The following is a 12,665-nucleotide window of genomic DNA, read 5'->3' as shown; positions in this document are numbered from 1 at the left end:
CGCTGGTAGTTTAAATCAATGCGGTGCTTGGCAGAAGATCAAGTGGCGGCATGAATACATGAGGTTTACCATGAAAGCGGATATCCATCCTAATTACGTTGAAATTTCTGCTACTTGTTCTTGCGGAAATGTTATTAAAACCAAGTCTACTCTTGGTAAAGACCTTCACTTAGATGTTTGCTCTTCTTGTCACCCGTTCTACACAGGCAAGCAGAAAGAAGCAACTTCTGGTGGTCGTATCGATCGCTTCAACAAGCGTTTCGGTGCTCGCGGCGTGAAAAAATAAGACTGCATAGTCTACGAGAATTCTAAAAAAAGGCGCTTCCATTATGGGGCGCCTTTTTTGTTGTCTTTAATTTGGTTATCGACTGCTTATAATCTTGTTTAGCGTTTAAGTTTACGCTGATGTTGTAGTGACGGGTGACTAGATAACAATATCTTTTTTTATTTTGCTATTTTTACTTATTTTGTGCGTGATGCTTGATCATAAGTCGCATGTCGAGTTTGGTTCTTTAGGTTTGGCTGAGTGAAAAAAGGCCAATAGAGTACCCCTTAAGGTTGTTCGATACGGGGGTTTTCTATATAGTTAGGGGTTCGAAATTTTAACTAGATTGGAACAGCAGCTATGTCTGATGATATGAAACAAGCAGCTCTTGATTACCATGAGTTTCCACGTCCAGGTAAGATCAGCGTTGAGCTATCTACACCAGCTGAATCTCAGCTTGATCTTTCTTTGGCATATAGCCCAGGTGTAGCTGAGCCGGTTCGTGAAATCGCGAAAGACCCTGATAATGCATACCGTTATACGGCTAAAGGTAACTTGGTAGCGGTTATTACAAACGGTTCAGCAATCTTAGGTCTTGGTGATCTAGGTCCGTTAGCGTCTAAGCCTGTAATGGAAGGTAAATCATTACTGTTTAAACGTTTTGCCGGTATAGACTCCATTGATATTGAAGTTGATGCAGAAAGCCCGCAGGCATTTATTGATACGGTTGCTCGCATTGCTGAAACGTTTGGTGGCATTAACCTAGAAGATATTAAAGCACCAGAGTGTTTTGAAATTGAGCGTGTGCTTATTGAACGCTGTAATATCCCAGTTTTCCATGATGATCAGCACGGTACAGCGATTGTTACGGCTGCTGGTATGATCACAGCGCTGGAAATTGCAGGTAAAACGCTTGAGGAAGCTCAGATCGTTTGTCTAGGTGCGGGCGCTGCTGCAAATGCTTGCATGAAGCTACTTGTAAGCATGGGCGCTAAGATCGAAAACATCTTTATGATTGACCGTACGGGTGTTATTCATTCTGGTCGTGAAAATCTAACGCCAGAAAAAGCAGCTTTTGCTTCAGAAACTGATAAACGTACGCTGGATGACGCAATTGATGGCGCCGATGTTTTTGTTGGTCTGTCAGGTCCAAATCTACTTTCTGCTGAGCAGTTAGCTAAAATGGCAGCAAACCCAGTTGTGTTTGCATGCGCGAACCCTGATCCTGAAATTCGTCCAGAGCTTGCTCATGCAACACGCGATGACGTGATTATGGCGACAGGTCGTTCTGATTATCCGAACCAGGTTAACAACGTTATCGGTTTCCCATTTATTTTCCGTGGTGCTTTAGATGTTCGTGCATCTGCGATTAATGAAGAGATGAAAGCTGCCGCAGTTCGTGCGTTAGTTGATTTGACAAAACAGCCTGTTCCACAGGATGTGTTGGATGCATATGGATTAGATTCGTTGGAGCTTGGTCCTGAATATATCATCCCTAAAGCAACAGATTCTCGTTTATTGGGTGCTGTATCTACAGCAGTTGCTCAGGCGGCAATTGATTCAGGTGTAGCTCGTTTGCCTTTACCTGATAATTACCCACTTTCTTAAGTTTGATTGTTGGGCATAAAAAAAAACCGGCATACGCCGGTTTTTTTATCTAAATTTTTGATACTAAAATTGGATTTAGAAAAGTTCTTCCGTTGAATTAGTTCTTTGTATGCTTGATGGGGCTGCATAGTTGGCAGGAACGTTTTCCTTACGGAAGAATTCATAAATAGCATCGCTTTGGCCTGGATAAGCACGTTTCCCGCTTTTAGGATCTATCTTCACGCTAACAATGCCTTCCGGTGGTGTCGGTGGGTTTTCAGGTGTGCCTTTAAGAGCTTCGCGCATAAAATCGATCCATATAGGTAATGCGGCTGTCCCGCCAAACTCCCTTCTACCTAATGTTTTAGGTTGGTCAAACCCTACCCATGCTGTTGCTATGTACTCTTGGTTGAAGCCAGAAAACCATGCGTCTTTTTGATCGTTAGTTGTGCCTGTTTTTCCTGCAATATCTCGGCGATCGAGTACTAAAGCCTTTCTTCCTGTCCCTCTACGAATAACATCTTGTAACATGTTGTAAATAAGAAAAGTTACTTTCTCGTCATATATTTTTGGTGCTAGTTGTTGTTGAGGGTTTTCGGTATCTACGCAGGTGTTACAGGCTATTTTAGGTTGTGCTGTGAAAAGGCTTTTGCCGAAAGCGTCTTCAATTCGTTCGATAAAGAAAGGCTCAACCTTAAAGCCGCCGTTTGCAAAAGCGGCGTAGCCTGTTGCTAAGGTCAGTGGTGTAACGTCGGCGCTACCTAAGGATAGCGACAGGTTGCTAGGTAGTTTGCTGCGGTCAAAGCCCGCAAGCTCCAGGTAGTCTTGTGCTGTGGGAATACCTATAGCTCTTAATAATCTAATGGATACTAAGTTTCTAGACTTGTAGAGGGCCTGACGAAGGCGTGTAGGCCCATAAAATTTTCGGCTTGAGTTTTGAGGTCTCCAGTTTCCTTCAAGTGATGTATCATGAAAAACAATGGGAGCATCATTTATAAGTGAGGCGGGTGAGTAGCCTTTGTTGAGTGCTGCAGCATAAATGAACGGTTTGAAGTTGGATCCTGGTTGCCGCACAGCTTGGGTGCTGCGATTGAATTTATTATGAGTGAAATTGAAACCGCCAACAAGGGATAGAATGGCCCCCGTTTTTGGATTAAGGGCAACGAGAGAGCCTTGCACTTTTGGTATTTGTGAAAGATGGAGTTTCCCTTCTTTCTCTCTTACTCGAATTAGGTCGCCTATTTTCAAGATATCTGTTGCTGCTTTTGGGGTTTTGCCTGTGCGGTTAACGCTTTTATAAGGTTTTGCCCATGACATGCCTTCCCATTCTAAGGTGGTGGTTTGGTTGTTTTTTAAAAGTAGCTCAGCACCTTTTTCGGAAACATTAAGCACTAGCGCTGGCTTGAGTACACCGTAGCTGATGATTTTATTTAAGCGTTTTTGTAAGGTTTCTTGTGGTTCTGTAGTGTCCCAGTTGTCTTCTGCACCGAAATAACCATGCCTTTCAGAATAAGCAATTAAACCATTTGAGACGGCATCATTTGCTGTGGTTTGAAGATTGCTCTGTAAAGTTGTATATACTACATAGCCGTCAGTATAGAGCGATTCTCCATATTGTTCGTAGAGTTGCTGTCTAACCATCTCTGCTACATAGAAGGCTCTAAGCTCAATGTCGCTTGTATGATACTTGGCGCTTACAGGTTCGTTAGTAGCATTTTCCAATTGCTGATCGTTAATGAAGCTTAAGGAATGCATGCGCCTAAGAATCCAGTTTCGGCGTTCAATTGCTCTATCTGAATTTGTAATTGGATTGTATGCAGATGGTGCTTTAGGTAAGCCTGCTATCATAGCGTGTTGAGCAAGGCTCAAGTTTTTGATGTCGGTGCCGTAATATACATTAGCTGCTGCTTGGATACCGTATGAGCGATGTCCTAGATAAATTTTATTAATATAGAGTTCAAGGATTTCTTCTTTGGATAGTTCTTGCTCTATTCGGAGTGCTAGCAAGATCTCCATAAATTTTCGGCTAAATGTACGTTCGCGAGTAAGGAAGAAGTTTTTAGCGACTTGCATTGTTATTGTCGAACCACCGCTTTGGATGTGGCCGGTGGTTGCTAATTGAAAGGCTGCGCGAAAAAGGCCTTTTATGTCTATGCCGTGGTGATCAAAGAAACGACTGTCTTCTGCTGCGGTGAGGGCTTGGGTAAATTGAGGTGGGATTTCCTCGAATGTGATTGGTGTTCTGCGTTTTTCGCCAAACTCTGCGATGAGTTTTTGATCTTGAGAATATATACGCAGGGGGGTCTGAAAACGTATATCCCGTAATGTTTCGACATTCGGGAGTTGCGGCGAAAAATAATAATAGGCGCCCGCAGCGGATATTAGTCCGATGAGGAAACAAAAAATACCTAATTTAAACAAAAGTTTGAAAAGCGAAAACATAGGTGACATGCTAATCTGATAATTGAGGGTTTTAGTAAAGGTCTATTATATAGACAGCTTACCACTTTGCTCTAGCGTATATTGAATTTTAATTTGTTTTAATACGAGTTAGAGTTAGGTAATAGAGTAGTAAACACACATTAACGCAGTATTAAGTTAGGGAATATATTTGTGTTTGGCTTATTGGGGAATAAATCGGGAAGCTTAGTAGGGCTAGATATAGGCTCTTCTTCGGTTAAGCTAGTAGCCTTGTCTAAGAGTGGACAGAGCTATTCGTTAGAAGCTTATGCTGTGGTGTCTTTGCCTCCTACTGCCGTCATTGATGGGAATATTCAAGACGTAGGGGAGGTTGCCTCTACGATTGAAAAAGCAATCAAGGTTGCTGGAGGGAGGATGTCCTCGGCAATTGCTGCCGTACCAGCCTCTGCAGTCATCACTAAACGTATAGAAATGAGCAATGCCTTTTCTGAATTTGAATTGGAAGATCAAATAAAAGTAGAGGCCGATCAGTTTATCCCTTATTCTTTAGATGAGGTCGCCTTGGACTTTGAGGTGCAAGGGCCTGTTGAGAATAATGATAATCTAAATCGAGTGCTGCTCGTTGCTTGTCGTAAAGGTGATGTAGAACAGCGTGAAGATGCGATTAATAGTGCTGGTTTGCAGTGCCAAGTGGTCGATGTAGACACATACGCAGTCGAGCGCACATTTCCTCTGATCTCTTCTGAACAAAGGAGCGCTGATTACCTGATCGGTGTTGTTGATATTGGTGCGGCAACCTTAACCTTGAACGTTTTCAAGGGAAAAGAGATTGTTTATAGCCGAGAGCAAGCATTTGGCGGTAATGATCTTACGAACTCTATTCATCAGCAGTATGGTATGAGTATAGAAGAGGTGGAGCAATCATTACGCCTTAACGATCTGTCCCCCGAAATTAATGAGATGGTTGTCCTTCCCTTTAGAGGAACGGTTGCGCAGCAAGTCTCTCGATCATTGCAGTTTTTCTATTCTTCTGGCGCACATAGTGAACTTTCCGCGCTTTACCTTTCAGGTGGTACAGCGACGATTGATGGGCTTGCTGATCAATTATCCGAGGAACTGGGTATAACAACTAAAATGGCTAACCCTTTCGTCTCAATGGCTATTAATTCGAGAGTTAATCGATCTAGACTTGAACGGGATGCGCCTTCATTAGTGAAGGCGTGTGGGTTAGCGATGCGTGGATTTGAGGGTTAGGGACAGATGGCAACTATCAATTTAAGACCCTGGCGTGAAGAGCGCGCTGAAGAAAGAAAGAAAAACTTCTTGATGAACTTATTAGGAGCAGCATTATTTGCTGGCCTTATAGTGTTTGCAGTCGGTTACTATTTTGATTTTATGAAAGATCGTCAAAGTGACCGAAATGGTTATTTGAAAACTGAAACGAAGAAACTAGATCGTGACTTAGCAGCCATTAAAGAATTAAAGGAAAAACGGGCGAAATTGCTTGAGCGCCTTACTGCAATTCAAGAGTTACAAGGTTCAAGACCTCTTATTGTTAGAAATTTTGATGAGTTGGTGCGTGTCATGCCTGATGGGCTTTACTATTCATCTTTGTCACGTAAAGCTAACAGTGTTGTTATAGCAGGGTTGGCCCAAGATAACTTAGATGTTTCGACGTTGATGAGAAATTTGGATACGTCGATTTGGTTTGGTGAACCCAATCTTAGTGGGGTAGGTAAAGGTAAAGATAGTTTGAATACGTTTAATCTTTCTGTGCCTGTTACTAAACCTAAAGCGGATGAGGCTAATTAATGAGTGCGTTAAGGAATGCGTTTAAAGGATTCGATCCTAATGATATGGACTTCAATGCGGCGGGGAACTGGCCTATAGGCGTTAAGATTGTCTGTTATCTAATTGTAGTTGTAGCTATCTGTGCTGCAGGCTGGCATTTTTATATTACAGATAAACAAAGTGCTTTGAAGAAAGAGATATCTAAAGAACAAGGGTTAAAGGCCGTTTACGAAGAAAAGGCTTTTCAAGTGGCTAATCTTGATGCTCTTCGAAAACAGATGGAAGATGTAGAGGAAAAGTTTAGTGAACTAAAAAAACAACTCCCTACAGAGAAAGAAGTACCGGGGCTTTTGGATGATATTACTAATCTAGGTACTGATAGCGGTTTGGATATTGGATCGATCAAGCTTGCGGCAGAATCAAAAAAAGAATTCTACATTGAGTTGCCTATTAATATTAATGTTTCCGGTTCATATCATCAGTTAGGGCAGTTTGTAAGTGGAATCGCTGGTTTACCACGTATCGTGACCCTGCATGACTACACAATAAAACCCTCAGCCGGTAAGGTCTCTATGCAGATTAGTGCTAAGACTTATCGTTATGATGAAACTAAGTAAGGGGGTAGGGATGACTCATCATAGTAGGATTATTATCTTGCCACTATTGTTTTCTTTGCTTACTGGGTGTGTTGAGTGGGTTGAAGATACGAGTGATTTAAAGGAATTTATTGCTAAGGTGCAAGCTAGGCCTGCAGGTTCAATTGAACCCCTTCCGGAATTTAAGCCTTACCATAGTTTTGTGTATAAAGGTGCCTCTATGAGAGAGCCTTTTGTTCCTCTGATTCCGCTCTCTGTTAGTGATAATGTGGATGAAGAGGTCAATGCAGAACCAGATAATGGGATTAAACCTGATGATGCAAGAGATAAAGATTATCTTGAATCTTTTGCTTTGGATCAGTTGAATATGGTCGGAACAATCAATCAAAAAGCGGATAATACGCTATGGGCTTTGATTCGAGATCCTAATTTCGAGATTCATCGGGTTACGGTCGGTAGCTATATGGGTTTAAATTTTGGCGAAATTGTTTCGCTAGATGAACGTAAAATCGAGTTAGTTGAAATTGTAACGAATGGGCGTGGTGGTTGGATGAAACGATCACGAAACCTTGCCTTGGCTGAGCAGGAATAAGGGATATTATTGTGAAAATTTGGGTCCCCATGATGACTAAAGTACGTGTGTATACGAATCTCCGTTGGTTGAGCATAGCTTTGGTCAGTCTTTTATTGTCGGAGTGGGCGGCAGCAGACGTTTTAATGAAAAATGCTAACTTTGTGGCCCTGCCAGGAGGGAAAGTAGAAATTCGTTTTGACTTCGATTCTGCACCACCTTCTCCGCAAGCTTATATGATCAATCAACCTGCTCGTATAGTAATGGATTTATGGGGAGTTGAGAGTGATTTAACAAGCCGTTCCCTGGATGTTAAAACAGGTCAAGTAGATGGAATTAACTTTGCTCAAACGGAAGGCCGGTTAAGGATCGTGGCTAATCTTTACGAGCCCTCTAGTTATAAAACCTTCTCCGAAGGTAATAGTTTGTTTGTTGTTGTGCAAAGTAATAACTCAGGGCTTCCTTCAACGTCAGAAGCATCAGAAAATGTAGTATCAAAAGCATCTGATTCTGGGAGTGCTACAGCGTTTGTCGATGCCCGTTCTAAAGTTCAAGGCATGGATTTTGAACGAGTTGAGGGTGGTGTTGGTCGAGTTACCATTACCATGTCTGATGATAAAGCCGGTGTCGATATTCAGGAAGAAGGTAATAATGTTGTCGTTAACTTGGTGGGCGCCGATCTGTCACGAGCGTTGGAGCAGCGGGTTGATGTACAAGATTTTGTGACGCCTGTTATGTTTATCGATTCGATGGCTAATGGTGGCAATACTAGTATTTTGATTAAGCCAAGTGCCGAGCCTTATGAATATTTAGCTTATCAAACAGATAATCAATTGATTCTTGATTTTAAACCGTTGAGCCAAGCGGAAAAAGATGAAAGAACTAAAGAGTTATTTGAGTTTACCGGTGAGCAGATAGATCTTAATTTCCAAAATGTTGAGTTACGTTCTGTTCTGCAAATTATTGCTGAAGTTGCCGAGTTAAATTTGGTGGTGAGCGATAGTGTTGGCGGTAATATCACTTTGCGTCTTAAAAATGTTCCTTGGGATCAAGCGCTGGATATTGTTTTGAAAACAGAAGGTCTTGATCAACGCACCGTAGGTAATGTATTGCTTATTGCACCTGCCGATGAGATCGCGCAGAGGGAACAGGCAGAGTTGGAAAGCTCACAGAAAGTGGAACAGCTTGCGCCCCTACGTACGGAGTTTATCCAGGTAGATTATCGAAAAGCATCGGAAATGATGGGCACGGTTCAGGGCGCTAAACTGGTTTCTGAGCGTGGCTTTATTATGGCGGATGATGAAACTAATGTTTTGATGGTGCGTGAAACGGCCAATGCGATTCAAGAAATTCGTGAAACTTTGCAGCGTTTTGATGTAGAAGTGGAGCAGGTATTGATTGAAGCGCGCCTCGTTAATGCTACGTCAAATGTAACTAAAGACTTAGGTATTAAATGGGGATTTGGCTATAACGATGTGGATAATGGTAAAGGCTGGATTGTCAGCCAAGATCAGAGTTCTATCGATTTCTCTAGTACATCCCCAACCAGTGGTTTGAACGTGGATCTGGGTGCTACAGCTACTAATGTTGGGCAGATAGCAATTGGTTTTGCGCCGGGTGCGAGTACATTGATCGGTCTAGAATTGAGTGCTTTAGAAGCAGACGGTAAAGCTGAAATTGTTTCCCAACCTAAGATTCTGACGACGAACGGTAAAAAAGCTTTAATTCAGTCGGGTTCCGAAATTCCTTATCAAACAGTTGAAGATGGGGAAGTTAATATTGAATTTAAAGATGTAGTGCTGAGTTTGGATGTGACGCCGCGCATAAATCCGGGTGATCGTATAGCAATGGAACTACTCATCAAACAAGATTCTATAGGCCAAGTTTTGGCTAATGGTGAATTGAGTATTGACAATAATGAGCTGCAGACAACAGTGGTTGTGCCTGATGGGCAAACAATTGTTCTTGGCGGTGTGTTTAAACATGAAACAAGTGATAGTGTTAACAAGGTCCCATTACTTGGTGACTTACCTATCATGGGCGCACTATTTCGGAATAAAGAGAGCACTTCTGAGAAAACAGAATTATTGATTTTTATTACACCGAAATTGGTGCGTAATTCCTTATCTCAGTAGTTATGGTTGTGTGAATTGAATATATTTTTGATTGGGCCTATGGGGGCTGGGAAAAGTACCATAGGTCGTTTGTTATCCCAAGAATTGAAGCTTGAATTCGTGGATTCTGATCGTGAGATTGAGAAGCGAGCGGGTGCTGATATACCTTGGATCTTTGATGTCGAAGGTGAGTCGGGCTTTAGGGATAGAGAAGAGGGTGTTATTGAAGCGCTCTCTTTACGTAAGGATATTGTTTTGTCTACGGGCGGGGGGGCTATTTTAAGGCCTGAAAATAGAGTAATGCTTCAAGCTAATGGTACGGTAGTGTACTTAGAAACATCCGTTGAGCAGCAATTAGACCGCACGTCTAGGGATAAAAACCGTCCTTTGTTGCAGACGGAAAATCCACAGGCTGTTTTGGAAGAGTTAATGTCTATTCGGCACCCTTTATATCTTGATACAGCTGATATTGTTGTAGTTACAGATAAACGCCATCCTAAAACAGTTGTTACAGAAATTATTAGGCAGTTAAAGGCCAAGTCTCCTCTCGAAGTAGAGTAATAAGTAGGTAGTATGCAAACGTTGAAAGTAGACCTAGGGGAGCGTAGCTACCCTATTTTTATTGGCCAAGGGTTGTTAGATAAGGGCCTGATGGTGCCTTATATTTCAGGTAAGCAAGTTTTAATTGTTACTAATGAAACTATCGCGCCTCTGTATCTTGAACGACTTAAAGCCACTTTGAATAAAAAGTTTCAGGTTGATGAAGTTATATTGCCTGATGGAGAGCAGTATAAAAACTTGGAGCAGATAAATAATATTTTTACTGCCCTGCTTGATAAACGTCATAATCGGACAACAACTTTGATTGCATTAGGTGGCGGCGTTATTGGTGATATGACAGGGTTTGCCGCTGCATGTTATCAGCGAGGTGTTGATTTTATTCAGGTTCCCACAACACTTTTGTCGCAAGTTGATTCTTCTGTTGGTGGTAAAACGGGCGTCAACCATCCTCAAGGGAAGAATATGGTTGGTGCGTTCCATCAACCTCAATGTGTCGTTATAGATACAGATGCACTAAATACTTTGCCTGAAAAAGAGCTTTCCGCTGGAATGGCAGAAGTTATTAAATACGGTCTAATCTATGACGAGGCCTTCTTATGCTATTTAGAAGATCATATTGATGGCTTGATGGGATTGCAGCCGGACCTTCTTGAGCAAGCAATACTACGTTCTTGTGAGATTAAGGCTGAAGTTGTTGCTTTGGATGAGCGAGAAGAGGGGATTCGAGCTTTATTAAATCTAGGCCATACTTTCGGGCATGCCATCGAGGCGGATCAAGGTTACGGTGAATGGTTGCATGGTGAAGCCGTCGGTGCCGGTACTATGATGGCTGCTGATATGTCTTTTCGCTTAGGGAATATATCCGCTACTGATGTGGCTCGGGTGAAGTCTATTTTGGAGGCTGCAAATCTTCCATTATACCCACCTGAGGCAATGACGCCGGAACGTTTTGTGGAGCTTATGGGTGTCGATAAAAAAGTTATTGATGGCAGTATTCGCTTAGTGCTCCTAAAAGAAATTGGTAAAGCTGTAGTGACTTCCGATTTCCCTCCTTCCATTTTGTTGGAAACGTTAAGTGCTGGTAAAAAATTAGCAACGTTTTGCTAGTCTGAATTAGGCGCTAATGTCATGGGTTTCGAACGGGTAAAATGAAGAAAAATATATATTTTGAGCCGTCAAGTCGTCTTCAATTATTAGATAAATTGAAGCATTTTATTCGTTTCTCTGACTTTCTTTTGCTGGTTTCAGGTGAGCATGGTGCAGGTAAAAGTACATTGCTTGCCCAGTTAAAGCCAGATACAGAAGACAGTACCTTATATTATTGTTCAGTTCGCCCCGAGATTGAGTTAGGTGAGCAGCAACTGCTAGCATTGTTAATGCAGCAATTTCCTTCGCATGAGCAAAGTGGAGCTAGCTTTGCTGATCAATTAAGTGCCTTTCATCTCCAATTAAAATCTATACAAGCTGCGGGCCAGAAATGTCTGATTACTGTTGATGATGCAGAATATCTGTCAGAAGGGGCGCTGGCGTTATTGTTGAATTTACATGCTGCTGATGCGCAAGTGTTGCTTGTATCGAATAACGATTTTGCAGAGAAATTATTCGCCAGTAATGATGTTAAACATCTTGAGGGGCGAGTTCATCATCTTAATATCGAACGTATGAGCGTTGCGGAAACCGCAGAATATATTGAATTATGTCACCCCGCTGTTTCGACTTTATCGGAAAAGAAAAAAAACGAACTAATTAAATTGTCTGAAGGGATGCCTGGAAGGGTCGAAACTTTATTGGCTGGAGGTAAGGTATCCCTGTCATCTCTACCTGCACAGCGATCATCCTTCCCTCTGCCAGCGTTACATATGCTGGGCGTTGGAGTGCTTTTAATTGCTATTGTTGCCGTCTCTTTGTGGCAGTTTTTGCCAGAAAGCACAGAACCTCTTTCTGAAGTAGTGACCGATGAGCGGGTTTCAGTACCTCTTTCTCTTGCTGTTACCGCGTCAGTTGAAGGCGAAAAGGCTGATACAGTTTCTGTAGAACCTGCTGTAGGTGCTGGAGATGAGTTGATAGAGCAAGTACCTGTTGTTAATGATACACAGGTCGTTGAAACGGATACTCCTATATCTGCTGTTAAAAGTGATCTAGCGCTCCGATTGCAGCAGCAAGAAGCAAAACTTAATAATGAAAATTTAGTGGTGGAAGAAACAAAACCATCTCCAGTGAAGGTTAAGCCTTCTCCGTTGGAAGAAGAGTTAAGAGCTGTAGTGAAGCAAAACACCCCATCTGCTAACAGTGTTCCTGTTGCTGTGAAGGAGCAATCCCCTTCAGCATCTGAAGCGCAGGAAAAGAAAACTGTTCCCTCTGTGCCGCAGACGAAGAAAGCGCTTGCGTCGCAAAATAAAGTGGCCGATATTGCACCAAGTGAGAGCGTTCTACTCACGTGGAAATCATCTGGATATACTTTACAAATGACTGGGGCGAGATCAAAGCAGAGTGCTTTGGAGTTTATCGCAGCTCAGTCTAATCCTAGCAAATTTCACCATTTTGAGACTATTTATAAGGGCTTGCCCTGGCATGTGGTTGTTTATGGGCAATATCCTAACCGTGATATTGCTAATGCTGCTATCCGAAAACTGCCTAAAACGCTGCAAAATGTGAAACCTTGGGCAAGAAGTGTGCAAGGCGTTCAACTTGATATAAGAAAGAAAAAACCTTGATGAAACAATAAGATATATTTAGTTTTATACCTGCTTTTAGTGATT

At 42.1% G+C, this 12,665-nt stretch carries 11 protein-coding genes; 10 read left to right on the top strand and 1 reads right to left on the bottom strand.

Features of this window, described 5'->3' with window-relative positions:
- Positions 1-70 precede the first annotated feature (70 nt).
- Positions 71-286 (top strand): 50S ribosomal protein L31, encoded by a 216-nt coding sequence (gene rpmE / locus A3774_RS02390; protein WP_067863299.1) that lies wholly within the window; start codon positions 71-73, stop codon positions 284-286.
- 339 nt (positions 287-625) lie between these two features.
- Complete coding sequence (locus A3774_RS02385) at positions 626-1,873, top strand: malic enzyme-like NAD(P)-binding protein (protein ID WP_067862665.1); 1,248 nt, start codon at positions 626-628, stop codon at positions 1,871-1,873.
- Positions 1,874-1,948: 75 nt separating this feature from the next.
- Here A3774_RS02385 and A3774_RS02380 read toward each other — a convergent pair whose 3' ends face one another.
- Complete coding sequence (locus A3774_RS02380; protein ID WP_082792328.1) at positions 1,949-4,294, bottom strand: penicillin-binding protein 1A; 2,346 nt, start codon at positions 4,292-4,294, stop codon at positions 1,949-1,951.
- A gap of 171 nt (positions 4,295-4,465) precedes the next feature.
- On the opposite strand from A3774_RS02380, the gene pilM reads away from it, so the two are divergent.
- The 8 genes from pilM to A3774_RS02340 are packed head-to-tail and all read left to right on the top strand — an operon-like array spanning position 4,466 to position 12,620.
- Positions 4,466-5,527 (top strand): type IV pilus assembly protein PilM, encoded by a 1,062-nt coding sequence (pilM, locus tag A3774_RS02375; RefSeq protein WP_067862661.1) that lies wholly within the window; start codon positions 4,466-4,468, stop codon positions 5,525-5,527.
- 6 nt (positions 5,528-5,533) lie between these two features.
- Positions 5,534-6,085 (top strand): PilN domain-containing protein, encoded by a 552-nt coding sequence (locus A3774_RS02370; RefSeq protein ID WP_067862659.1) that lies wholly within the window; start codon positions 5,534-5,536, stop codon positions 6,083-6,085.
- Complete coding sequence (locus tag A3774_RS02365) at positions 6,085-6,681, top strand: type IV pilus inner membrane component PilO (protein ID WP_067862657.1); 597 nt, start codon at positions 6,085-6,087, stop codon at positions 6,679-6,681. Before A3774_RS02370 ends, A3774_RS02365 begins: the two co-directional genes overlap by 1 nt.
- A 10-nt stretch (positions 6,682-6,691) precedes the next feature.
- Positions 6,692-7,252 (top strand): pilus assembly protein PilP, encoded by a 561-nt coding sequence (locus tag A3774_RS02360; RefSeq protein WP_067862655.1) that lies wholly within the window; start codon positions 6,692-6,694, stop codon positions 7,250-7,252.
- 11 nt (positions 7,253-7,263) lie between these two features.
- On the top strand, positions 7,264-9,366 hold the full coding sequence (gene pilQ, locus A3774_RS02355) for a type IV pilus secretin PilQ (RefSeq protein ID WP_231867921.1): 2,103 nt from the start codon (positions 7,264-7,266) through the stop codon (positions 9,364-9,366).
- A gap of 15 nt (positions 9,367-9,381) precedes the next feature.
- Positions 9,382-9,906: a shikimate kinase AroK gene (gene aroK / locus A3774_RS02350; protein ID WP_407937488.1), complete on the top strand. Its 525-nt coding sequence runs from the start codon at positions 9,382-9,384 to the stop codon at positions 9,904-9,906.
- Positions 9,907-9,918: 12 nt separating this feature from the next.
- Complete coding sequence (gene aroB, locus A3774_RS02345) at positions 9,919-11,013, top strand: 3-dehydroquinate synthase (protein WP_067862648.1); 1,095 nt, start codon at positions 9,919-9,921, stop codon at positions 11,011-11,013.
- A 41-nt stretch (positions 11,014-11,054) separates the two neighbouring features.
- Positions 11,055-12,620 (top strand): AAA family ATPase, encoded by a 1,566-nt coding sequence (locus tag A3774_RS02340; protein ID WP_067862646.1) that lies wholly within the window; start codon positions 11,055-11,057, stop codon positions 12,618-12,620.
- The last annotated feature ends 45 nt before the right edge of the window (positions 12,621-12,665 follow it).

Origin of the sequence: Neptuniibacter marinus (genome assembly GCF_001597725.1) — a bacterium.
Lineage (GTDB): Bacteria > Pseudomonadota > Gammaproteobacteria > Pseudomonadales > Balneatricaceae > Neptuniibacter > Neptuniibacter marinus.
This window is presented reverse-complemented; position numbering and strand designations above follow the sequence as displayed.